At 43.3% G+C, this 22428-nt stretch carries 24 protein-coding genes; 9 read left to right on the top strand and 15 right to left on the bottom strand.

What is annotated here, in order from left to right; all coding sequences use genetic code 11:
* Positions 1-59: 59 nt before the first annotated feature.
* From RJD38_RS11495 to RJD38_RS11460, 8 genes are all read right to left on the bottom strand, one after another.
* Positions 60-1547, bottom strand: coding sequence for a DUF2264 domain-containing protein (locus RJD38_RS11495; protein WP_065545523.1), 1488 nt, complete (start codon positions 1545-1547; stop codon positions 60-62).
* 102 nt (positions 1548-1649) lie between these two features.
* Positions 1650-2291 carry an RpiB/LacA/LacB family sugar-phosphate isomerase gene (locus RJD38_RS11490; RefSeq protein ID WP_065545524.1) on the bottom strand — a complete coding sequence of 214 codons (642 nt, stop codon included), beginning with the start codon at positions 2289-2291 and terminating at the stop codon, positions 1650-1652.
* A 144-nt stretch (positions 2292-2435) separates the two neighbouring features.
* Entirely contained in the window at positions 2436-3476 is a 1041-nt protein-coding gene (locus RJD38_RS11485) for a glycoside hydrolase family 88/105 protein (RefSeq protein WP_065545525.1), read from the bottom strand.
* A 174-nt stretch (positions 3477-3650) separates the two neighbouring features.
* Entirely contained in the window at positions 3651-4091 is a 441-nt protein-coding gene (gene agaF / locus RJD38_RS11480; protein ID WP_005594615.1) for a PTS galactosamine/N-acetylgalactosamine transporter subunit IIA, read from the bottom strand.
* Positions 4092-4103: 12 nt separating this feature from the next.
* A complete protein-coding gene (locus tag RJD38_RS11475; RefSeq protein WP_005594613.1) occupies positions 4104-4988 on the bottom strand; it encodes a PTS system mannose/fructose/sorbose family transporter subunit IID in 885 nt (294 codons plus the stop codon).
* Complete coding sequence (gene agaW, locus RJD38_RS11470; RefSeq protein ID WP_005594611.1) at positions 4978-5748, bottom strand: PTS N-acetylgalactosamine transporter subunit IIC; 771 nt, start codon at positions 5746-5748, stop codon at positions 4978-4980. The genes RJD38_RS11475 and agaW overlap by 11 nt, the downstream gene beginning before the upstream one ends.
* 11 nt (positions 5749-5759) lie before the next feature.
* On the bottom strand, positions 5760-6248 hold the full coding sequence (locus RJD38_RS11465) for a PTS sugar transporter subunit IIB (protein ID WP_065545526.1): 489 nt from the start codon (positions 6246-6248) through the stop codon (positions 5760-5762).
* Positions 6249-6262: 14 nt separating this feature from the next.
* Positions 6263-7081 carry a DeoR/GlpR family DNA-binding transcription regulator gene (locus tag RJD38_RS11460; RefSeq protein ID WP_005594609.1) on the bottom strand — a complete coding sequence of 273 codons (819 nt, stop codon included), beginning with the start codon at positions 7079-7081 and terminating at the stop codon, positions 6263-6265.
* A gap of 496 nt (positions 7082-7577) precedes the next feature.
* On the opposite strand from RJD38_RS11460, the gene RJD38_RS11455 reads away from it, so the two are divergent.
* Together RJD38_RS11455 and RJD38_RS11450 are read left to right on the top strand one after the other, a co-directional pair.
* Positions 7578-7727, top strand: a complete 150-nt coding sequence (locus RJD38_RS11455) for a hypothetical protein (RefSeq protein ID WP_367971298.1) — start codon at positions 7578-7580, stop codon at positions 7725-7727.
* A 69-nt stretch (positions 7728-7796) separates the two neighbouring features.
* A complete protein-coding gene (locus RJD38_RS11450) occupies positions 7797-8618 on the top strand; it encodes a helix-turn-helix domain-containing protein (RefSeq protein WP_367971297.1) in 822 nt (273 codons plus the stop codon).
* Between the two features lie 9 nt (positions 8619-8627).
* Here RJD38_RS11450 and RJD38_RS11445 read toward each other — a convergent pair whose 3' ends face one another.
* Positions 8628-9836 carry an IS4 family transposase gene (locus RJD38_RS11445; RefSeq protein ID WP_032073033.1) on the bottom strand — a complete coding sequence of 403 codons (1209 nt, stop codon included), beginning with the start codon at positions 9834-9836 and terminating at the stop codon, positions 8628-8630.
* A gap of 51 nt (positions 9837-9887) precedes the next feature.
* Here RJD38_RS11445 and RJD38_RS11440 point away from each other — a divergent pair, with 51 nt between their 5' ends.
* A complete protein-coding gene (locus RJD38_RS11440) occupies positions 9888-10898 on the top strand; it encodes a PRD domain-containing protein (protein ID WP_367971295.1) in 1011 nt (336 codons plus the stop codon).
* Here the strand turns inward: RJD38_RS11440 and RJD38_RS11435 are convergent.
* From RJD38_RS11435 to RJD38_RS11420, 4 genes are all read right to left on the bottom strand, one after another.
* Entirely contained in the window at positions 10846-11898 is a 1053-nt protein-coding gene (locus tag RJD38_RS11435) for a M42 family metallopeptidase (RefSeq protein WP_065545528.1), read from the bottom strand. The genes RJD38_RS11440 and RJD38_RS11435 overlap by 53 nt on opposite strands.
* 51 nt (positions 11899-11949) lie before the next feature.
* The gene (locus tag RJD38_RS11430; protein WP_065545529.1) at positions 11950-13014 is read right to left on the bottom strand and encodes a M24 family metallopeptidase; all 1065 of its coding nucleotides are present in this window, start codon (positions 13012-13014) and stop codon (positions 11950-11952) included.
* A 131-nt stretch (positions 13015-13145) separates the two neighbouring features.
* Complete coding sequence (locus tag RJD38_RS11425; protein ID WP_006714162.1) at positions 13146-14489, bottom strand: PTS sugar transporter subunit IIC; 1344 nt, start codon at positions 14487-14489, stop codon at positions 13146-13148.
* Positions 14490-14560: 71 nt separating this feature from the next.
* Positions 14561-14899, bottom strand: coding sequence for a PTS lactose transporter subunit IIB (locus tag RJD38_RS11420; protein ID WP_005594599.1), 339 nt, complete (start codon positions 14897-14899; stop codon positions 14561-14563).
* 187 nt (positions 14900-15086) lie between these two features.
* On the opposite strand from RJD38_RS11420, the gene RJD38_RS11415 reads away from it, so the two are divergent.
* A complete protein-coding gene (locus tag RJD38_RS11415; protein ID WP_005594598.1) occupies positions 15087-15443 on the top strand; it encodes a PTS lactose/cellobiose transporter subunit IIA in 357 nt (118 codons plus the stop codon).
* A 97-nt stretch (positions 15444-15540) separates the two neighbouring features.
* On the top strand, positions 15541-16737 hold the full coding sequence (locus RJD38_RS11410; RefSeq protein ID WP_065545530.1) for a MalY/PatB family protein: 1197 nt from the start codon (positions 15541-15543) through the stop codon (positions 16735-16737).
* Positions 16738-16871: 134 nt separating this feature from the next.
* On the opposite strand, the gene RJD38_RS11405 is transcribed toward RJD38_RS11410, so the two are convergent.
* Positions 16872-17267 carry a hypothetical protein gene (locus RJD38_RS11405; RefSeq protein WP_065545531.1) on the bottom strand — a complete coding sequence of 132 codons (396 nt, stop codon included), beginning with the start codon at positions 17265-17267 and terminating at the stop codon, positions 16872-16874.
* Between the two features lie 174 nt (positions 17268-17441).
* Between RJD38_RS11405 and RJD38_RS11400 the strand changes: the two genes are divergently transcribed.
* Genes RJD38_RS11400 through RJD38_RS11390 form a run of 3 tightly spaced genes read left to right on the top strand, consistent with a single transcriptional unit; the run spans position 17442 to position 21084 of the window.
* Positions 17442-18782 (top strand): DASH family cryptochrome, encoded by a 1341-nt coding sequence (locus RJD38_RS11400; protein WP_065545532.1) that lies wholly within the window; start codon positions 17442-17444, stop codon positions 18780-18782.
* Positions 18782-20377: a cryptochrome/photolyase family protein gene (locus RJD38_RS11395; protein WP_065545533.1), complete on the top strand. Its 1596-nt coding sequence runs from the start codon at positions 18782-18784 to the stop codon at positions 20375-20377. The genes RJD38_RS11400 and RJD38_RS11395 overlap by 1 nt, the downstream gene beginning before the upstream one ends.
* Positions 20377-21084: an SDR family oxidoreductase gene (locus RJD38_RS11390; protein ID WP_005594588.1), complete on the top strand. Its 708-nt coding sequence runs from the start codon at positions 20377-20379 to the stop codon at positions 21082-21084. Before RJD38_RS11395 ends, RJD38_RS11390 begins: the two co-directional genes overlap by 1 nt.
* A 44-nt stretch (positions 21085-21128) precedes the next feature.
* Here RJD38_RS11390 and RJD38_RS11385 read toward each other — a convergent pair whose 3' ends face one another.
* Positions 21129-21281 carry a DUF2256 domain-containing protein gene (locus RJD38_RS11385; protein ID WP_081467367.1) on the bottom strand — a complete coding sequence of 51 codons (153 nt, stop codon included), beginning with the start codon at positions 21279-21281 and terminating at the stop codon, positions 21129-21131.
* Positions 21282-21650: 369 nt separating this feature from the next.
* Here RJD38_RS11385 and RJD38_RS11380 point away from each other — a divergent pair, with 369 nt between their 5' ends.
* Positions 21651-22346, top strand: a complete 696-nt coding sequence (locus RJD38_RS11380; protein WP_065545534.1) for a VC0807 family protein — start codon at positions 21651-21653, stop codon at positions 22344-22346.
* Positions 22347-22428 lie beyond the last annotated feature (82 nt).

The following is a 22428-nucleotide window of genomic DNA, read 5'->3' as shown; positions in this document are numbered from 1 at the left end:
GGGAAGACTCAATCGTATCTGCCGTTCCCCTCAAACATGCTGCTAGAGAACCCCTGCAGCTAGAGAAACAATGATAGCTTCGAGCTATAACAAGTTACCCCTTTTCGCAGCAAATTGTTTTTCGGCCTTTCAGCCCGCCCGGAAATTCGCTCTTTCAGTGCATTAAACAAAGACTGGGATTCCAACCGCCGATTTAATGGTGAAGGTTGTGGTAAATATTCTTCTCTGAACAAAACCGTCACCTCCTGAGTTTCTTTGATGCCAACAACCAGCATGTCTGGGCCATTTAAAGAAAACATAAAGCTCTCCTTTTCAATTTCCAACGGCATTTCTTTTGCATCCCACAAGCCGACTTTATCACCACAATAAATTGCGATATTTAATGCCCGGAGTGACCAAAAACTGCTTGCTGGGCCACTGTAATTATCTGTCAATCGGACGTCATCACAGAAAAGACCTTGAGTGGGACGACCTTTTTCCAGCGCACCGTTGGTGATAAAGAAATCCAAATTTGTTCTAAACGCTCGTTTAAACTGGCCCAAATAATCCTCAGGTATTGACCCATGGCAAGCATCTAATGTGGCGATTAACGGTGCAGTGGCAGCGAGACGATAGCAAGCACTGCGACCAAACATAGGAAAACCCTGCGCGGTAAATAGGTAACGTGCATTATCACTAAACGAGCGTAAACCAGTGCGAATGAAATTCGGGTCAAACGCAGGATCGATTTGGTCAAGCCAATAAAGTGAATAATGAAAGCCCCATGCGTTATAGTAATCATAGTTCCCTTTAGCACCGTCTCTAAACCAACCATCACCTACATAAAATTCCTTAACACGGGCATAGCGTTGATGATCAACCTGATCATTACCCGTTAGGGACTTCAAAACCAATTGAACCGTTAAAGGAAATAAGTGCCAGTTATTATCAACTGTTTTAGCTTGATCAACTTGTTCAAACCATACAACAACTTGCTGCTGTTGCTCAGAAGAAAAATGGTCCCAAACAAATGGTTTGCTCAACCACAATGCCAACGCCAAATCCGCACTTTCGCAAATTCTCTGATCATAGTTTTCAATTGCGCCCCAATATCCTACATGCTTTGGATCTGTGCCGGCGACGAAGGCTTGTCGCATCCAATCCGCGATATCAAGAGGCTGATGATCCAGTGAATACAAACCAGCCTTGTTGCTTTTGTTTGCATGTAACCAAGCAGCAAGGGTTGGTAGTACGCGGCTACACCCTTCCATAGCATCTAATCTTGCCGTTTGTTGACTACAATATCCTGGATAATAAGCGTGGCTATAATCCCATACGGCATAATGCTGGAAAGCTTCTGCAACATAACTTACCAGTGAATCACATTGATGTTTCAGCTCCCCTGGCTGAGCAAAAATAGACTGGATCTTGCTGTCGCGTTGAGTGAAGTTTGAATTTTTATACTTAAGCCGAATTAGATTTTGCTTAAACAATTGTAAGCGCATTGATAGATCAGGATGCTCACACGGTATATGTGGCCGATCTGATGATGGAATATACTTTGCCATTTTCCCTCCTGACTAGCGAAATAAATCCGTGATAGCCCTCAGCATTGAAAAAAAAGACCAATCAAATGATTGGTCTTTCGCTACAACATTTCTAAGCCACAACTAGTTCAAAATTGTACGTACGTAATCGGCAACTTCGCCCACTTGCCCATTTTCAAACAGACATTGTTGGAAACGCTTACCCGCACAAGCAGTGCGAACAAGTTCAACATCAATCGCTTTTAGACCTTCAAGATAGTCTTTTGCTACTGCTTGTTTTACATCATTCAAAATCGCCGCATTTTGCTGTTGAGGTAGAGCACGCTCAACTGGGTACCCTTGTCCAGCTTCACAACCAGACATCAGTACTTTTTCAAAAATACCGCGAACATTTAGCTCGGCCGCCCAACCAAAGTTTTTAGCAAAAGCTAATGACAACGCATTGCCATTATTAATTTGCGTGAATAAGAAGGCATCTGACGGCTCTAATGCGTAACCACACACGACATTGGCATGAGCATTACAAGACATCAACGCACCTTGACCAGTACCACAACCTGTGAAAACAAAGTCAACCGCTTTTGCCGCTAACAGTATCGATGCTTGAATACCCAGATGGATATAAGTGAGATGGTGATCTTCAGCATCACACATACCAACGTTAAAAATCTCATCACCACTTTGCGCAGTAACAAATTCTAGTTCTTTTAGGATAATTTCATTTTTAGCCGCTTGGCTATTTTCCATTGTTAAAGCAATTTTCATTTCGAATCTCTTCTTTGATGACACAGAACAAAATGCCTGCGTTTATATATCCCAACATCGATGCAGTTTTATTTATTAGAAATATAGTCATTGAGCCAACTGACTTTGTTAGGAGAATAACCTTAGATACTTAATACAATATGGCTAACTTGTCAGAGCCAGAACTGCGGTAGCTGCAAGTAAAAATGCGCCAGCGCCGTAATCAATATTATGTTCAAATTCCACATCACGTGGATTAAATGCGGGTAATTGAACCCAACCAATCATGCCATCTTCATGAATGCATTCTTCCAATGCAGACCATGCTTTATTGACAACGGGTAAGTACGTATCACGATCAAGGTAACCTTGTTCAATACCCCAAGCCAAACCATAACAAAACAGAGAGGTTGCACTGCTTTCTTTGGCTGGATAGCTCTCTGGATCCAACAAACTGGTGCGCCAAAATCCATCTACTTGCTGGTACTTGATCACTTCTTGTGCAAGCGCACAGTACATTTGAATGTATCGAGGACGAGCAGGGAAATCTTCTGGCATGTATGCAAGAATGCGAGGAGCAGCGGCCAGTACCCAACCAATACCGCGACTCCAAAATACCTTCTCGCCATTCGCTTCTCTAAACTCGGTTCCTTCAGCATTAGGGATGTAGCGTTTATCACGGTAATAAAGGTTTGTTTCAGGATCGAATAGATTGTCGACCGCATCCCACCAAGCCTTATCCATATAGTTCAGGTATTTGTCGTCACCCGTTACAACGCTCATACCCGCAAAAACCGGAGGAGCCATAAATAACGAATCACACCACCACCAATCTTCACGACCGGGCTTAGGTTCATTCACCATAAGGTCTAACGCTTTAGTGGCATATTCAATCGATTCTGGAATATCAAATAAAGGATATAGAGGTAGATACGCTTGCATGCATACATGATCATCAGCAAAGCGAGGTAATGGCCCTGGACGGAACCCTGTATGTAAAGAAAAATCTAAAAGACCTTCTAAGTATTCGTGGTCATTAGTTGCCTGCCAAGCATCCGCAACGGAAAGCCAAAATACGCCTCGCTCCCAATCCGTTGCTTTCAAAAAGCGTTTTTTACCCGTACTACGAGTAACGTATCGAGTTCTGTTGTCACGCTGCCAACAATACACTCGCTTCATTTGTTCTAATATTTGATTACGATTCATTATGTAACCTTATTTAATCTGTTTTTCTACTAATTTAATATTAATTAAATCGGCATTACTTTTATTAAACAGCAAAAAAAAGGCACTACTATCCTGACTAAACAAATCCAACTCAGGGGGAGAATTGAATTAAACTCAGTAGTGCCTATATTTAAGTTAGGAGCTTATTTGATTTTACAATTCGTCTTCGAATGAATCTGAATTATTATTCTCTAATTGAGCAAGTTCTTTCTTCATATCTTTCATAGACTGAGAACCAATCTCGCAAACGATATCAGTTAGTTCGTCAAGAGAGACACCATCACGTTCGAAGCATGCATTAGTGATCATTGGTAAGTTACAACCAGCAACCACTTGGACATCATCACGGTTTAGCATAATGGCGACACCACGATTACATGGTGAACCACCAGGAACGTCTGTAAGAATTAATACTCCTGAACCATCATTCATTTTTTCAATCGAAGAGATCATTTGCTCTTCTAACTGTTCTGTTGTCATTGTAGGAACAAAATCAATAAACTCTAATGACGCTTGCTCACCGACAATGGCTTCGACCGCAGATTGCATACCAGTTGCGAAGTGAATATGGCCGGAAACAATAATACCTATCATAATAAGCCCTTATTAGAAGATACCCAGTAAGTGGCCACCAACACCGGCAAATAGAGTGCCGAAAATAAGTGCCGTTGGAGACTTGCCTTTTTTCACTAGATAATACATCAACCAAACAAGTGCCATTGGCAATAGATTTGGCATTAGCTTATCAAGCATACCGGTTTGCAAACTAATATCTGCAGCACCCGCTTCGAGCTCAATGACCGTCGAAACTTTTACATATTTCGCAACCATCGAACCAATGACACCAAGACCGACAATGTTCGCTGCTCGACCCAGTTTCTCAGCTTGGTCTGACAGTTTTTCTAGTGCCGATACACCCGCGTTATAGCCAAGGAACAATAACCAGAAATACATTGGAATACGGTATGACTGATACAGAATAAAGAAAACCAAAACACCAAGAGGGTTACCCTGCAACGCAATCGAACTACCGATTGCAAGTGTTAAAGGCAGCATTACCGAATGGTCTAACGCATCACCCACACCTGAAACTGAACCCATCGTCGCTGCTTTTACTGAGGCAATCGTTGATGGTTTCTCTTTGCTCTCTTCCATTGCAATTGCAAGACCAAGTGGCAAAGTAAACATTTTCGGGTTGGCATTGTAAAACTGAAGGTTATTCTTTAACGCCTTCTTAAGGTCTTCTGGGTTTTTGTGAATCTTTTTCAGTGCAGGACTAATTGAGTAACAAAAACCACCTGCTTGCATACGGTTGAAGTTAAAGTTGCCTTCCATCAACAAGCCACGGAAACCGATTTTCCACAGATCATTTTTGGTAATCACTTTAGTTGCCGTTTTATCGCTGTAGCTATCCGTGTTGCTAATTACTGCACTTACTGAATCATCGTGGTAATGATCAGGATTCATCGTCATTTCAGAATTAGAGTTCATCATCAAATACCTGTGTTTGAGCTGCTTGAGGAGTGTCAGACTTTTTATTGTTCATGTAATCAAGGACGGCAACACAGGTAAACACAAGCGCTGTTCCTAGAATCGGCATATTGAAATAAGTCGAGCATACAAAACCTAAGAAGAAGTACGGTAAAATAGCAACGTTAAACATAGTACGAAGTAACATTGCAAAACCAACCGCTGGCATCATACCGCCCGCAATAGCCATACCTTTCACGATACTTTGAGGCAGGTATTCTTGAATAAATTCAGCGCCAGTAGCACCAAAGTAAATAGCACAGAAACCAACCACACCGTATAGCAATGCACGCGCACTCAAACCGATATATATAAGCTTATCAATACCTTTTAAGTTTAAACTCTCTGCATATTGATCCGCTTTTTGCATCATTGGTGCACAAGAAGTAAAGAGGAAAAGAACACAAGTTTGCATTGCCAAGGCAAAAGGTATTGCCATACCAATCGCCGCTTCAGGCGTCATATCAAGTTTAATTGCGAACATCGTACCTACGATTGCACCAACCGTGGTATCTGGTGGCTGAACACCTGCGTTTGCTACAAGACCTAACCATGCAAGCTCGAATGTCGCACCTGCAATTAAACCCATTTGTAAATCACCAAGAATTAGACCGACAACGGTACCGGTAACTAATGGTCTGTGAATACCAGTGAAAACATCGAATTTATCGATGCCACACAGCGCCGCCCAAACGGCGACTAAAATAGCTTCCATTAACATTTTATTTCACCTTAGATTTGTAAATCTTTCGTCATTTCAAAAATGCATTCTTTGTCACTTTCAGGCATATGCTGAATAGTACTTACACTTCCATGGTCACGCAGAGAATTAAACGCAGCCATATCATGTTTATCGACATTAATATATTTATTAACTGCCACACGCCCTTCATGAAAATGCATATTACCAATGTTAATTTCAGGTAATTTAATTCCACCTTGGACAATTCTTGAGAAATCAGTTGGATTTTTACACAGCAACAGAATTTTTCTGTCCATCCCTGCTTTGGGCAAATTGGCTATCGTTTGTTCTATCGTTCGGAAAATAACCGCAAAATCACTTCCTGCAGAGGCTTTAAATGGTGCTTGAAGCGGTTCCATTTCGGCAATCTCATCATTTGCGACAAGAATAGTATTTGCGCCAGAATGCTTGCCCCACTGCAAACGAATTTGACCATGAATTAGACGTTCATCAATACGTGCTAAAACGATATTAGCCATGCATATATCCTTAATTAATTATTAGAACTTAGTTTTAAAATTTTTACATTATTCAATTCCAATGACTTTTTAGTTTCGTCATCCAAATCGTAATCTGTGACAACAGTATCTATTTCATTCGGTTCGCATGCCCAAAATGAATCGTTATGAACAAATGCTGAAGACTCAGCAATAATTGTGACTCTCTCAGATAACTTACATAACAAACGAATCATTTCGGCATCAAACTCACTCTTAGAGAAAACACCTAACTTAGTATTAAAGCTTTCAACATGAATGAGAACATTATTAAATCGATACTGTTTTAAACTATTAATCATATGTGAACCGGACATTTTCATTTGTTCGGTATTCACACGCCCACCGGTAACGAAAAACTTACAATCCGTTATATGAGGGATATTTTGAATTAAATTGAGATCTCGGGTAATCACGGTCGAACTCTTGAGATCTTTTACATGCTTCAACGCTCTTCTTATCAAAGGACTGCTATCGATGAAAATCGTACTTTTCTCTTCCAACGCACTATGAAATGACTGAGCGACATATTCATAAAAGTCTGAACTTGCATTTTGGCTTTTGGATGTCGCCGACATCGCAAGTTTGGATAGAACAGCACGGTTAACTAAAGCAAATCCATGTGAGCGAACGATATAACCATTTTCATCAAGAAAACGAAGATCAGCCCGAATCGTCGCCCCTGTTACATTAAAGTAATCAGCAAGTTCATCCACGTGCATTTTCCCACGCACGCCAACCATGTTTGCTATTTCTAATCTTCTTTCTATGGCTGTTTTCATCGTTGCGTCCCCTTTAACTGGTTCGACGCACATAATCTTGCTCTTAGATTTTCATTTGCTTTCATTTGATGCAATTCTCTTTCATGTTCTTTAATTGAGCAATTACTTTTTATAGTAAGCTTGACTAAACTCACAATATTCAGCAATCCAAGTATCGGCATTATATCTCAACCACTTGATCAGTCCATCTAAGCAATGACGCCCTCACTCAGCCATATAATACAAAAAGGATAAAACCATTAAAATACAATGCTTTAACGAACAAGCGCCAACATGGGTCGTTATGTAATTTATGAATTTCTGCAATTAAGATCACATATTTTCCCATGTAAATTCCATTTATTCTCAAGCGAACAATAGCTGGTTAGAAGCAGGTTTTTAGCTCAAACATTTCTATTTTCACTTTTTATTTTTAAACTTTGAGAAAAGAAAATGAAAGCAAATGAAAATGCAAGATTACGAACATTTGTTAAACAGAGATAAGCTTTGGAGAAAAGGAGTTTTCATTGAGGAGAAGATCCGGTTCCTAATGTACGGATCAATTGCTATTGCCAATTCAGTACGAATCGCGAAACAACCGAAGAAAGCGGTATTACCAGCAACACCTATTCAAGCCGTGATTTGGAAGAATGCTCACAGCACTAAGAAACATCGTGTATTGAAGGGCTTATTTTCGTAGTTCAGCTCTCATCTTTACCCAACACATATTGCTAGACTTGGCCCACTTTTTAGTAAGCCTAACTATCTGATGAGCCTAAATAAACAGCACTTTGATATTGTCACGGCACTGACGATGCAAAGCAGTACCATCAATGCGCTTGCCGCGGTGTTTAATATGACGACGCGTAATCTGCGCTACGCCATCGAAAACATCAATTACTACCTAGAAAAACTCGAGATGACACCGATTGCACTTACGCAAGGTGAGTTGCATTACCCTTACGATCCGAGCCGTTTTTTCAGCGATTGCCTAGCCAGTAATTTTGTATTTTCCAAACATGAGCGAGAAGAATACCTCGCAACGACGGCTTTGTTCGCGCCAGAAACACCACTTTGTGAGATTCAAAACTACTTACGCGTTAGTAGGCCAACCTTGAATAAGGATCTGCGTAATACCAACGAGATTTTTCGCGCGTTAGATCTTGAATTGGAAGTGATCGATCAACACCTGTTTGTTTCCGGTAAAGAAAAGCAGATCCGTTACTTGCAGATGTGTTATGCCTCTAAGTATCTCTATTGCAAAAATAATGAGCTGCATTACCTACAAAAACGTTATTTCTATGAACGTGATATTGTGGCGATTGTGCGTGCATATATTGAAAAGTATAACCCACAGCCCGCCTTTCCGGCCGTCAGCCGAATCGAGGAAAACGCTGGTTGCTCATTGAGCCACGAATTCAAAAATTTATTCACCATTTATTTGATAATCACCTTGGCTCGCATTCAGCAAGGTGTGCTGATCAATCGTAAAAATAATGCTTCGTTTCTGCAGTCCACCAAGGCGTTTGGTTACATCCAAAACGCACTGAACTGGCAACAAGAGTGCTACCGATTTGAAGCTCTGCACTGAGGGATCCCCTCATAATTTCCCCAAAGCACAACCATGTTTGAATAGATTTTGAGCAAGCAGGGTTGCAGCCGCGAGCAAGTCTTCCCTCGTTATTGTGTAGCCAGAATGCCGCAAAACTTCCATCCCTAAGCGCACTGTTGAGAGTACATTTCGATTTTTGACAGTGTTAGCTTGGAAGTGCTTATCCCAACCTTGTTTCTGACCATGAACTCCAGCAAGCCAAAATGTCAGTTGAAGCATTAGGGCGATTAGCAGCATGATATCAAAGCGCTCTGAGCTGCTAGTTCGGCTATGACGGAGGCCTAAACCGTAGGCTGGGCTTTTCAAGTCTCGGAAGGTTTCTTCAATTTGCATACGCTTCGAGTAGAGCCTAACAAGTTGCTTTGGTGTTCGGATTTCAACGGGCAAGTTAGTCGCTAAAACCCATGGTTCTTTTGTCGAAGCGGAGTAGATTTTAGGTGACGGATGATGACAATTAGTCCGTGTCGAACGCTGATTTTTTCGGCCTTTAGGACGTGATTTATACAGTGCAATTTGACATGAAATTGGGTTGCTCTTAGTCAACCTCTTATAGCCTAAAGTCTTTGAGCGACTTGAGGATATGCTATGTAAGTTGCTGATAGGTTGCCAGTTTTCCGCACCTAAATCTGCATATTGCACTTTCCCTCTGACTCGACTTAACCAGTACCAACCTAGCTTTTCAACGGATTTATACCATGGCACTTTAAAGCCAGCATCACTGACAATGAGCGGTGTAGTGTTACTCGGTAGAATGCTTGCAAGGTCGGCTAGAAATTGGTCATGAGCCTTCTTTGAACATTGCTCTGAAAGCGGAAAGGCTTTCTCATAAAGAGTAATAGAACGACCATGTAGTGCCACCGAAGCCCGCAATACCATAAGCCGTTTTTGCTCACGAATATCAGACCAGTCAACAAGAACAATGGGCATCGAATTACCTGAACAGATAAAGCTGGCATGCCAACGGTATACAGCGAGTCGCTCTTTGTGCAAGTGACGATTACCTAACAATCTGTCGATTCGTTTGATGTTATGTTTTGTTCTGGCTTTCGTTGGCAGGTTACGACCAAGTTCGGTAAGAGTGAGCGTTTTACATTCAAGTAATGCGTGGCAAGCCAGCGTTAAACTGTTGAGTCGTTTTAAGTGCAATTCAGGGCAGAATTGGTAAAGAGAGTCGTGTAAAATATCGAGTTCGCACATCTTGTTGTCTGGTTATTGATTTTTCTCAGAACCATTTGATCACATGACAAGATGTGCATCTACCTTAAATTTATGATTTTTATCAAAATCATTAGGGGATTCCTCAGAGCTCTGCATTTAGCTGAATACTTTCTCGGCGGTATGAATACTGATGGGTTCTACGAAAAACGCCTGCAGGCTGAAAGCTTTATTTTCCAACTCGTCAGCGATATTAGTCGCTATTGTGGTGAGGATTTATTAAGCGATACAACATTGCTTAATGACATGGTTATTTATCTCACTACCGCCGTCTACCGAGCTAAAAATAATCTCAATACTCAAATTGGCGAACAAAGCCTTTATTCCCGCCAGTTATTTGACCACATCAAACTCATTGCCGATCAAAATGGTCACCATTTGGTCGAGCCATTACGCGATGAAGAGGTATGTTATTTAACGCGATTGATCCATAAGGCTATCGAAGCACGTAGTCTAAATCCGATGTCACTGGAGAAACTGCTATCGATAGCAAAAAGCTGCAGCCGAGAGCTTAATACTGAAAAATTTGTCGCTAAATTGATCAAGCAAATGGGCGATAAGATCATCGATGACCGTACCCTACCCGCGTTAGATGATTTGCTGGTGACACTGAGAAACAACAAAGAGATGCCAGCCAGTTCAGAGTTAACACCCATCTTAAACTGGTTAAGTGCTGAAATGGAAACGATGGGGTTGGTAACGAAAGACTACGCCAGTGGCGTACAAACATTGATGCATGCCAATAGCCACGCTTATTTTGCCCAACATGGGCTGCTGATTTGTCATGGTAAAAATGCGGCGCATTCACGCCGCATTGCCATCGCTCACCTGCCACTTGCGAAGCCGATCTGCGACAATTTCAACCGACCAGTCAGACAAATAATGATGATTAGCCATATTGATAATGTTCAGCATCTGCGTGCGGTCTATCAGTTACATCAACGTTTAACTGAGCAAGACCCATTCGCAATGTTAAACGAGCCAGAGAGCCCTATTGGTAGTAGGGGTACAAGCGCGCTTTCTGCATTTCATCCAGTTGAGTGATCACCTGTTGTAACAAGCTCAAACACTGTGTGGCATCGTGCTGATTGACTTGGGTATACGCCGAGTGACAGTTCCGGACTGGCAAAATAATCGCCAGTCCGGCGATGCCACTGCCAACCAATGTTGCCGGGCCATTATCGGTGCCACCACCGGCAAGAAAATCACGTTGCACCGAAATACCGAACTCTTTGGCCACATCGCTAACAAAGTTAAGCAATGGATAGTGGCCAAGAGCGATTTTATCCGCCACCACCAAACATGGCCCATTGCCATAAATTCGTTGTGAACCCGAACTGCTGCTAACATGTTTTGCCGTGGCAACATCCAGCACTAAAACCACATCCGGTCGCAGTTGCTCAATCGCCGTTTTTCCGCCTTTGGTGCCAACTTCTTCCTGCACAGACGCGACAAAATAGAGATCACATGGCAAGGCTTTATCTGCCATAGTGCGCATTAATTCAATACCAAGCCAACAACCAATACGATCATCCAGCGCTTTAGCCACAAGATTGCCGCTATTGTTGAGATCAAAATGGCGTGTAGCAAACACCGCGCTATCACCTATTTCAATGCCCATTGACAATACATCGTCGGCGTTGCTCGCACCCACATCGACCCACAAATCATCATTCGTTAATTCCGCAGCCGCTTTATTACTCCAGACTAAGCCTGTGTATTTTTGACCACTGCGCGTTTTGATTTCGAGCTCACTATTGATCGCCACAGCAGGGTCAATCCCGCCAAGCTTAAAGACTTTCAATAGACCATCTGGGCGAATTTCACGGATCAAAAAACCCACTTCATCCATGTGCGCGACGACCGCTACCTTAGGACCGGTTGCATGGCGGTTAAGGCGAGCAATCACACTGCCTAGACCGTCAAACGTAATCTCATCTGCGATCGGCGCAAGCGCATCACAAATCACTTTTCTCACTTCATCTTCACGTCCAGAAGGACCATGAGCATTATTAAGTTGAGCCAACAAACTAAAATCTGTCATTGTTATTACTCCCGGCTTATTCATGCCGATTTGTGCTATACCACAGCTAATTCAAGATATTTTGCTAATATCGCGTAATTTTCGCGGCAACTTGGTTAAGCTTTCACAGCCGTTTTCAGTGATCACCAGCGTGTCTTCCACGCGCGCGCCACCGACACCTTGTAGGTAAACGCCTGGTTCGATGGTTAACACCATCCCCGCTTCAAGTCGCGCGTTGCTACTTGCGGTTAATAGCGGGTACTCGTGCCCTTGTAACCCCACACCATGGCCAAGACCATGGCAAAACGCCTCACCATAGCCAAGCTGAGTGAGATAGTGCCGCACAGCTTCATCAACAGCGGCAGCACGAATGCCGGGACGAAGCATCTCAACACCCAACCGTTGCGCGTTATGCACCGCGGTAAATAAATCGTGTAACTGAGAAGAAATCGCGCCGATACAGAAAGTGCGCGTAACATCTGAATGGTAACCTTGATACACCACCCCAAAATCAATGGTGACTAACTCACCTTCACCAATGATGCGCTCTGAAGGGCGACCATGAGGCAATGCGCCACGTTCTCCTGAGACAACAATCAAAAAATCAATGCTGTCAGCCCCGAGCATGCGCGCATGAAACTCAAGATGCGCCGCTAATTGGTGCTCACTCATCCCGAGATGAAAATCGTCCAACGCAAGCTCAATTGCAGCTTCAGTGATCTCACACGCTTTTGCGATCAAACGAATCTCTTGCTTCGATTTACAACGTCGCAAAGGTGCAATGACATCACTCGTTGGCACTAGTTGCTGAGATAACCCTTGCTGCAATAACTCGAAGTCTTGATAACTCAGCGCGTGTGATTCAAATCCCAACCGTTCAACACCATGAAAATCCAGCCTCTGTTGCAAGGTTGGTAACCAACCTGCGTCATCGGTACACTCTCGGTAGCAATGTGGACTTTGTTCCGCGACTTGATGCCAATATTTACCAGCAACCAGTAACTCGGCGCCCGTTTGGGTCAGCAATAAGTGACCACCACTACCGGTAAAGCCACTTAAGTAACGCTTGTGATTGTTATCGCTTACCAGCAACGCATCAAACTGCGCTTGGTACGGCTTTAGACTGAATGTAGGCATTCGCATCTCCCCGCTTAGAAAGAATCTGATCTCACAGATAGAGCATCATTGAGATCAGATTGGTTTGCTATCGAGCTAAGTTACTTATCGATCTAAATTAGTTATCAACCTAAATTAGTTATCGAGCTGGGTTAGAAATCGAGTCCCAGTTCATCGAGCAACTCATCATCTTTCTTGCTGAAGACCGACTTTTTCTCTTTTTCCGCTTCAACTTGCGCTTCACGGATCATTTCTTGTTTATCCATAATTCGGAAGAACGGATAGTAAACACAGAAAGAAGCCATAATCTGCACCACCTGAACAAACGGTGTTCTCCAGTCAAAAGCGGTTAAATAACCTTCAAAGAACAATGGTAGATACGGTGGATCAAAGAACGGTTTTGCTAGGAAGCCATATTTCATCAGTACTAGTGGGAAGATACCGATAAGCGAGCCACCAAAGACAAACGGAATAAATAGAATCGGGTTTAAGATGATTGGCGCACCAAATAGCACCGGTTCGTTAATACCAAATAGACTCGGTACCAAAGAAACCTGACCCACTTTTCGATAACGTTGCGTTTTGGCAATCATCATCGCGATGACCAAACCTAGCGTCACACCGGAACCGGTAAAGTTCACAAAGGCTGAGAAAGTACCACCAGTCACAAAGTGAGGCAGTTCCTCTGCTAATGTTTTCGCTGCAATGTTTTCTGACAGATATTGAACAAAAATAGGAGATAGGATTGGGCTAAGCACTGCCGAGTGAATACCAAAGAACCAGAACAACAAGCGCAGCATGATCACAAACCACACAACCCACAAGTTATCTAGGCTACCAACCACTGGCGCTAACACTTCCATCAAGATTTCTGGTACTAATAAACCACCAGTGAAATCAGCAACAAAGTAGCGGATTGAGATAAACAGCACAGCAATAAATGCCGTCGGCGTGATCAATTCAAACGAGCTAGAAACAAAATCTGGCACGCCTTCAGGCATTCTGATCACCAGCTTTCTCTCAGTAAAGAACCGATATATTTCCACACTGGCAATCGCCACAAATATCGCCGTAAACAGACCTTTTGAGTCAAAGAAGCGAATATCGAGCGAACCATCGGGGTTAACCGTAGTGGTCAATATCAAATAGGAGAAGAGCGATAAGGCGATCGCACCAACGGTGTATATTTTATACCCTTCGCTCAAGAAGTAAGCGATGGCAATAACGGTATATATTGCAATAAAGCCAAGTGAAAACTTGATTAACAGATCGATCAGGTAAGTATTATTAATAAACCATTCTTGTACCGCAGCTGAATCAGAAAATACGTTCTTCAGTGCTTTTAATGGATATGCCATCGAACCAAGCAGCAATATAGGCGTCAATACGACCATACCTTTTTTGACTGCACTCAGATGGACTTGCTTATCTATTTTTTCTGCAATTGGTAGCAATATGCTACTCAACAGTTTTTCAAAAGAAGCAAACAGGCTCATATAAATAACCTTTGTTCATTATTATAATGGGTACTGGTAATCACGCACTTATGTAGGGAGAGGCGTGAAACTTAGTCCGTTAGACTCATTTGATGCTTTTTGTGTGCAAGAAGCGCTTGTTTTAGTACCGTTGCACCATCCATAGCACCGTAAATTTCAGCTGAAAGCAGTACCGAAGGCTTATTATTTTCTAATGCAGATGCTTCAATCGCCTTATATTTATGGCTCAATTGAGGGCCAACAAGAATCACTTCAAAATTGTTAATTTTTTCTGCTAGTCGATCGACAGAAATAGCCTCTAACGTGAAGTCTTCCAAATTCAGTTTTTGACTGCCGTTGATCGTTTTTTTAATTTCTTCCATCATCATTGTGGTTGAAAAACCACCAGCACAAACTAGTAAAATCTTCATCATTATTTCCTTTCTATTCGTATATCAGATTCGTATTAAATTACGGCTCAATTAACAGCCATCTGCCTAATTTCGTCAACGAAACTTGATTTCACTAAATCTGTGAAATCAAGTTTCATCGCTTTTTTTCGGGTGTCTGATAGTGTGAATACATCAAACGAAATCAATCAAATCCAAGGAACATCCCATGAGCAACACCCAAGAAATGAATGAAGATTTTGAAAAAATCATAATCTCTATCGTGAGTTATTCAGGCGAAGCGAAGGGTTATGCTTATGAGGCTTTATCGCTGTCAGAAGAAGGCAAATTTGACGAAGTAGATGCCATGATGGAGCAATGCAACGTCAGCGTTCGCAAAGCCCACGCGGTGCAAACTGATCTGATCCGTCAAGAAATTTGTGGTGAGAAAATCGTGGTGAGTATGATCATGGTTCACGCCCAAGATCATCTAATGACGACACTTTCTGAACGCGAACTGATTCGTAAAATGATTGAACAAAATCGTCGTTTACACCGTTTAGAACAAGCGTTGCTGAACAAATAACTCTCTTCCCCCCGAGAGTTATTGCTCCTGCAGTAATGCTGACGCGGCGACGAAAGTCGCCGCGTCTTTCTACCCTTCCTTGCTTAGGAACTGCTCGATGAGTTTTGATTTTTCAGCCCCCACTAACCGCCTCAATACTTACTCTACGCAGTGGGATTATGTCGGTGACCGCTTTGGTTTTTCAGATCTATTGCCTTTCACCATTTCTGATATGGATTTTGCCTCCGCTCCTTGCATCACCGAGGCACTGCAGCAACGACTAGATCATGGTATTTTTGGCTACAGTCGCTGGAATCATGCCGATTTTAAACAGTCCATTTGTCACTGGTTTGCCAACCAATATCAAACAGAGCTAAATGAAGAGAGTTTGGTGTATGGTCCGTCGGTCATGTACATCATCTCTCGTCTGATTCAGCTTTGGTCCAAGCCTGGTGATGGCATACTCTATTTTGATCCTGCCTATGATGCCTTCAAGCCAATCATAGAGAGCGCTGATCGCATCGCGATACCGAATCCGCTGCAAGCCATCCCCCGTTCAGCACAAGATGCACAGCGCAGTGATTATCAGATCAATTGGTCACTGCTGGAACAACAAGCGGCCGATCCTAACTGCACAATTTTATTGCTGTGTAACCCACACAACCCGACTGGAAAAGTTTGGACCCAAGAAGAACTGAGCAAAATAGCTGAGATTACCCAACGGCATAAACTCTGTGTGATCAGTGATGACATCCACATGGATATTTGCTTTGAGCCTTACACTCCTTGGACAAAAGTAGCGCAAGATAACCGATGGGCGCTGGTGAGCTCAGCCTCAAAATCATTTAACGTCCCTGCGCTAAGTGGCGCTTATGCCGCGATTGGATGTGAGCAGACCAAGCAAGCGTATTTAGAGATCCTCAAACTGACCGATGGCCTGTCCTCGCCGTCTATTTTTGGCGTGATTGCCATGATGACCGCCTATCGCGAAGGAGCGCCTTGGCTTGGTGAACTCAGAGAGTATTTAGGCCAGAACCTTGAGTGGGTTGCTGAACGTCTCAACCAAGCGTTTCCGCAACTGAATTTTTGCCCGCCACAAGGCACATACCTCGCCTGGATCGATCTGACGCCATTAGGAATTGATATGGATGCGCTGCAACATACTCTGATCCACGATCATAAGATCGCCATCATGCGTGGTGACGCCTACGGTCCATTAGGTCGCAACCATTTGCGTTTTAACGTCGGCTGTCAGCGTAGTAAAGTGGAGCAAGGGCTAGAAGGGCTGATTAAGGCGATTGAATCGTTGAGATAACAACAAATCATCGTGACAAGTAGCGAACTTAAAATACAAGGGCTGATGAGAACGTTCTCATCAGCCCTTATTATCTTGAGCGATGTTTACAAGAAGTCTTTATCGAAGCTTGCTACATCATTGAAGAAAAGCGATTACCCTTCAATAGACTCATCGTCTTCGATACCACACTCAGTACAGCTTTGTAGTGCAATGTCATGCTCAAATACAGCAACTGTATTACCATCAGCCAATAGCTCAGCGATTTCATCTGCGACTTCTTTCTCATCGTCAGCTTCAATCTGGCCATCCAACTCTTCTTCCGAGTAACCGTAGAAATTCAGCAATAGATAATCACGCGCTTCTGCAGCCGTGCATGTCACGTTTACGGAAAGATCCGCTTCAATGTTGCCTTCAGCTATGATCGTAGAAAGTTGCGCTAAAACATCTTCCTTCATCGTTGCCGTTAGCCAACCAAGATCAACGTTTACTTGCGTTTTTTTACAGCCAAAGCAAGGTAGTTTCTGAAAGTAATATTGAAAGTTAGTCATAGTAAATATCTTCTTTAAGGTTTCTATAGCCAGATTATGCGCGTTTTTTTGCAAAATACTATCTCTAATACCTGGCCAAATTTCTTTGCTCCATTATCACCTCAACACTGATCGACTAACGCTTGCTCTCGTACCTAAAAAAGCCTGATAAAATAATGAACTTGGGAACTTAACGTGACAAACACAATAGGTCTATATTGGTTTACGCAGGATCTGCGCATTGAAAACAACCCGCTGCTGCAACGAGCTTCTCAAGAAGTCGATACGCTAATCTGCCTCTATTGCTTCCCCAAAATGACACGGTTTATCACTCATTACGCGCAGGAACATCGCTTCTCCGCAGCAAAAATACAGTTTCTATCTCAATCCGCAAAGTGCCTCCAAAAATCACTTACCGCACTAGGTCAACAACTTGTGGTCACCACATCGACTCCTTATGCCAAATTACAACGCATTATCCATGACCATTCGGTTGATCACTTATACTGCGACGCCTTCGTCGGCACTGATGAAAAACAGGTTTTACGGCAACTTAAAGAGCAATTCCCCTCACTGATTGTAACTCAAGACCATGTACGCAGCCTTTTCCGCAAGTCCGACTTACCATTTGAACTGAATGCTCTACCATCAACGTTTACCCAATTTCGCAAACAAGTTGAAGAACTCGACAAACCAGCACGCAATACAACAACTACAAGGTTACCACCGCCACTACAAATTCAATTTGAGGAAACATGGCCTAAGTTACCCCCCACTCAACCCGCGCTTTTTGAGGGCGGCGAACTTGCTGGGCTAACGCATTGTCAGCGCTATTTTTCCTCCCCCCTACCACAACACTATAAGCAAACTCGCAACGAGCTAGATGGCATGGATTATTCAACCAAACTGTCACCTTGGTTGGCGATAGGTTGCCTCTCACCATGTACCATACTTTCGATGTTAGCAGAACATGAGCATCAATTCGGCCGGAACGAATCCACCTACTGGATCTCTTTTGAATTGCTCTGGCGAGAATATTTTTATTGGTCAGCAATGAAACATGGTGCAAGGTTGTTTCGCTTTTCAGGCAATAAACCTAGCGCGCCACTGACGAGTTTCTATCCGCAAAGATTTTTGCAATGGAAGCGAGGCGAAACCCCTTTCCCGATCGTGAATGCGTGCATGCACCAACTCAACCAAACTGGCTTCATGTCCAATAGAGGTAGACAGATCGTCGCCAGTTGTTTGATCTATGAATTGCAACTGGATTGGCGCTACGGCGCGGCGTATTTTGAAACTCAGCTAGTCGATTATGACGTCGCATCAAACTGGGGAAACTGGCAATACCTTGCAGGCGTCGGTGCAGATCCGCGCGGTTCAAGACGTTTTGATCTCAACAAACAAACTCAGCACTATGACGCTGACTTGTCCTTCATTCGTCGCTGGCAAGGCCATTGTTCACACGCGCAAACAGATGGTGTCGATATGGTCGATTGGCCTATCGTGCCCCAAAAAGGTAATCAGGAGTCCATCTAATGCACTACACTCGAGTTCGCCTTATTTTGGGCGACCAGTTAAACGCCCAACACAGTTGGTTTGAACAGGTTGATGATACCACCTTATATTTAATCGCAGAGCTGCATCAAGAAACCCATTATGCGCCACACCACATTCAAAAAGTATGCGCCTTTTTTCTTGCTATGCAGGCATTTGCCAACGAGCGACAACAAGAAGGTCACCATATCCTACATTTGACCTTAGATGACACTCAGCACTTCGCCGATATTACTGCATTGATTGCCCACTACGTCGCCAAAGTCAATGCCTCTATTTTTGAATACCAGCGTCCCGACGAGTACCGATTACTCGCTCAACTCGCTAACCTGAAACTCCCTCCGCTAGCCAACAATAAAACCCCGTCGTCGCCAAGCAGGATAAGCACCACCAGCGTCACGACAAATTGTGTCGATAGCGACCACTTTATGCTGCCATATAGCGAGATAGAGCAACAATTTCCAGCGCAAAAACACATCATGATGGAACACTTTTATCGCCGTATGCGAAAGCGCTTCAATGTCATGATTCATGACGGTAAGCCCGAAGGGGGAAAATGGAATTTCGACGCCAGTAATCGTAATAAACTCAAATCTCAAGATATCGAGCAGCTCCCGCAACCTATGCTGTTTGGCACAAAGACCTGCGAAGTCCTCCAGCGCTTAAAACGACATAACATCAATACTATTGGCTCAATTGGTGACCAACTAATTTGGCCAATTAACCGTTCTCAAAGCCTCTCTTTACTCGCTTATTTTTGTCAAATTTGCTTACCTTTGTTTGGCCGTTTTCAAGATGCGATGACACAAGAACACAACGCCAAGTGGAGCTTGTACCATAGTCGCTTATCCTTTTCTCTTAATAGTAAACTGCTCAGCCCTGCAGAAGTGATTGATGCCGCACTTGAAGCCTATCGTAATAGGTCTGACATCGATATCGCTCAAGTAGAAGGCTTCATACGCCAAATACTCGGTTGGCGTGAGTATATTCGAGCAGTTTACTGGGCCAATATGCCCAACTACCAAACCTTAAACGCGCTCGATGCCACACAAGCTTTGCCTCACTACTTTTGGGATGGCGAAACCAAAATGTCGTGTCTACATCACGCGATTCGTCAGTCTCTCGATTATGCTTACGCGCATCATATTCAACGTTTAATGGTGACAGGGAATTTCTGCTTGATTACCGAAATCGCCCCCGATCAAGTCGACCAGTGGTATCTGGGTATTTACATCGATGCAATAGAATGGGTCGAGATGCCCAATACTCGTGGTATGGCTTTGTTTGCTGATGGCGGTATCGTCGGAACAAAACCTTATGCGGCGAGTGGCTCATACATCAACAAAATGAGTGACTACTGCAAAGGATGCCATTACAGCGTTAACCAGCGCAGTGGCGAAGGTGCGTGCCCATTGAATAGCCTTTATTGGCGCTTCATGCATAAGCATCGCCAACGTTTAGCCAATAATCCTCGCATTGGAATGATTTATCGCTCTTGGGATCGCACCGATCCGCAAATACAAGATGAGATATTGCTCACCGCAGAGCAATACATGCAGAATATCGAGGAGCTATGATGGAAATATTGGTCGTTGGCGGTAATGGCGGGATCGGCTTTGCAATGGTGCGTGAACTACTTATGAAATATCCAGATGCTCTTGTCCATGCCACTTACCGGCATGCTCTGCCTAAATGGCAGCATGACCGCCTGCAATGGCATCAATTGGACATCACCAAAGAAACACAAATCGCGGTATTCAGTGCACAGCTAACCAAGCTCGATTGGTTGGTGAATTGCGCGGGTATGCTACATACCCCGACAAAAGGGCCAGAGAAGAATTTAGCCTCAGTTCAAAGTGATTTCTTTTTGCATAACATCTCAGTCAATACTTTACCGACGTTGTTGCTTGCCAAGTATTTTTCGCCAATATTAAAACAGAGCCAAGCCCCTAAATTGGCCGCTATTTCCGCTCGAGTCGGTAGTATTACAGATAACCATCTTGGAGGTTGGTACAGTTATCGAGCCTCCAAAGCGGCGCTCAATATGCTTCTGAAAACCATTGCGATTGAATGGCAACGCACGATCAAACACGGCACCGTACTCTCTTTACATCCAGGAACAACGAACACGCCCCTTTCCGTGCCATTTCAGGCGAATGTACCACAAGGAAAACTGTTCGAATCACAGCAAGTGGCCTGCGATTTAGTCCGAATAATTGAAACGGTAACCCCACAACAAAATGGCGCATTTTTAGCTTACAACGGAAAAGTATTGCCTTGGTAGAAAGGAGAATAATCGACAATATCGGCAGATAAACTTTTATAGTTCTATTGATTCGACGCGATTTTTTTTGCGCGGCGACAACGTTGAGAACAATACACAACTTCATCCCAGTTGCGCTGCCATTTCTTTCGCCAAGAAAATGGCCGCAAGCAGACAGGGCAAACTTTGTGTGGCAGAGCCGATTTGAAACCTTTCACACTGTACTCCAAAACAAAATCAAACTGGATAATGAGTTTATAGACCGAAAAACAAACGAATTAAACACGCATCATTCCTTAACCGATAAGCATTGAACATCAAACCAATCTTCACCCCTATGACTTTATTCCCTTGGCCTCAAAATGCGTTTGAAGCAGGCTCAGAACACAGCACAACTTGCCCATACTCTTACGCTCAAATTGAAACGCATCACGTCCAAACTAGGTCTCTCGTATCCCAAACAATGTGACCGACATCATAAGTCGTTACATAACTCGACGCTTTAATGCTTTACATCTGATGCTAGGCAATTGACACTTCGTCTCGAATTGAAATCGCAGCCGACAGAGTAAAGTCAGTAGGAAATTATGAATAACACGACCGCGAAAAAGTCGAATCCTCTCTTCGAGATCCTCTTTAACGTCTTCATCCCTTCATTTATCTTGATGAAATTTAGTGGCGATGAACACCTAGGCACCGCAATGGCACTTGTCGTCGCGTTGCTATTCCCCATTGTTTACGGTGGCATGGATCTCATCCGCAACAAGAAGTTTAACTTTATCGCCGCGCTTGGCTTTGTCAGCGTTTTATTGACCGGTGGTATTGGCTTGCTAGAACTCGATACACGTTGGTTAGCACTTAAAGAAGCCTTAATTCCGGGTCTAATTGGCTTGGCCGTTCTAGGTTCAACCTTTACTCGTTACCCGTTCATGCAGAAGATGATCCTTAATGACACCATCTTAAATCTTTCTCTCATTAATGAACGCTTGCAACAAAGTGGGGGTAAAGCCGCTTTCGACCGTTGCCTTGTATCATCAAACTACCTGTTTGCGAGCACCTTCGCTTTTTCTTCTGCGATGAACTATTTCCTTGCCACTTGGATTGTCACCAGTCCTGCGGGAACAACGGCATTTAATGAAGAATTAGGTAAGCTAACCCTATACAGCTACCCGATCATCGCCATCCCTAGCATGCTGATGATGTTCGGTATCTTTTACTACGTCTGGCGCCAAATTCGCTCGTTGACCTCTCTAAAAACCGAGCAAATTTTTCATACTAAGTAAACTTTCAAAACTGAACCTGATGTTGATGACATTAGGTTCAGTTTATTGCGAGAGCACCTTATTTCGATAGCCACTCCCGGAC

Origin of the sequence: Vibrio scophthalmi (assembly GCF_040869025.1) — a bacterium.
Classification (GTDB): Bacteria; Pseudomonadota; Gammaproteobacteria; order Enterobacterales; family Vibrionaceae; genus Vibrio; species Vibrio scophthalmi.
Note: the sequence above shows the minus strand (reverse complement) of the source record. Positions and strands in the feature narration are given on the sequence as shown.

Coding starts and splice junctions, on each gene's coding strand:
- RJD38_RS11440 (WP_367971295.1), top strand. CDS start 9,888: ATGTGCATCTACCTTAAATTTATGATTTTTATCAAAATCATTAGGGGA.
- RJD38_RS11460 (WP_005594609.1), bottom strand. CDS start 7,081: ATGTGCGTCGAACCAGTTAAAGGGGACGCAACGATGAAAACAGCCATA.
- RJD38_RS11390 (WP_005594588.1), top strand. CDS start 20,377: ATGGAAATATTGGTCGTTGGCGGTAATGGCGGGATCGGCTTTGCAATG.
- RJD38_RS11490 (WP_065545524.1), bottom strand. CDS start 2,291: ATGAAAATTGCTTTAACAATGGAAAATAGCCAAGCGGCTAAAAATGAA.
- RJD38_RS11495 (WP_065545523.1), bottom strand. CDS start 1,547: ATGGCAAAGTATATTCCATCATCAGATCGGCCACATATACCGTGTGAG.
- RJD38_RS11405 (WP_065545531.1), bottom strand. CDS start 17,267: ATGACTAACTTTCAATATTACTTTCAGAAACTACCTTGCTTTGGCTGT.
- RJD38_RS11465 (WP_065545526.1), bottom strand. CDS start 6,248: ATGGCTAATATCGTTTTAGCACGTATTGATGAACGTCTAATTCATGGT.
- RJD38_RS11435 (WP_065545528.1), bottom strand. CDS start 11,898: ATGACAGATTTTAGTTTGTTGGCTCAACTTAATAATGCTCATGGTCCT.
- agaF (WP_005594615.1), bottom strand. CDS start 4,091: ATGATAGGTATTATTGTTTCCGGCCATATTCACTTCGCAACTGGTATG.
- RJD38_RS11450 (WP_367971297.1), top strand. CDS start 7,797: ATGAGCCTAAATAAACAGCACTTTGATATTGTCACGGCACTGACGATG.
- RJD38_RS11425 (WP_006714162.1), bottom strand. CDS start 14,489: ATGAGCCTGTTTGCTTCTTTTGAAAAACTGTTGAGTAGCATATTGCTA.
- RJD38_RS11445 (WP_032073033.1), bottom strand. CDS start 9,836: ATGTGCGAACTCGATATTTTACACGACTCTCTTTACCAATTCTGCCCT.
- RJD38_RS11380 (WP_065545534.1), top strand. CDS start 21,651: ATGAATAACACGACCGCGAAAAAGTCGAATCCTCTCTTCGAGATCCTC.
- RJD38_RS11415 (WP_005594598.1), top strand. CDS start 15,087: ATGAGCAACACCCAAGAAATGAATGAAGATTTTGAAAAAATCATAATC.
- agaW (WP_005594611.1), bottom strand. CDS start 5,748: ATGTTAATGGAAGCTATTTTAGTCGCCGTTTGGGCGGCGCTGTGTGGC.
- RJD38_RS11455 (WP_367971298.1), top strand. CDS start 7,578: ATGTACGGATCAATTGCTATTGCCAATTCAGTACGAATCGCGAAACAA.
- RJD38_RS11410 (WP_065545530.1), top strand. CDS start 15,541: ATGAGTTTTGATTTTTCAGCCCCCACTAACCGCCTCAATACTTACTCT.
- RJD38_RS11430 (WP_065545529.1), bottom strand. CDS start 13,014: ATGCCTACATTCAGTCTAAAGCCGTACCAAGCGCAGTTTGATGCGTTG.
- RJD38_RS11485 (WP_065545525.1), bottom strand. CDS start 3,476: ATGAATCGTAATCAAATATTAGAACAAATGAAGCGAGTGTATTGTTGG.
- RJD38_RS11420 (WP_005594599.1), bottom strand. CDS start 14,899: ATGAAGATTTTACTAGTTTGTGCTGGTGGTTTTTCAACCACAATGATG.
- RJD38_RS11395 (WP_065545533.1), top strand. CDS start 18,782: ATGCACTACACTCGAGTTCGCCTTATTTTGGGCGACCAGTTAAACGCC.
- RJD38_RS11475 (WP_005594613.1), bottom strand. CDS start 4,988: ATGAACTCTAATTCTGAAATGACGATGAATCCTGATCATTACCACGAT.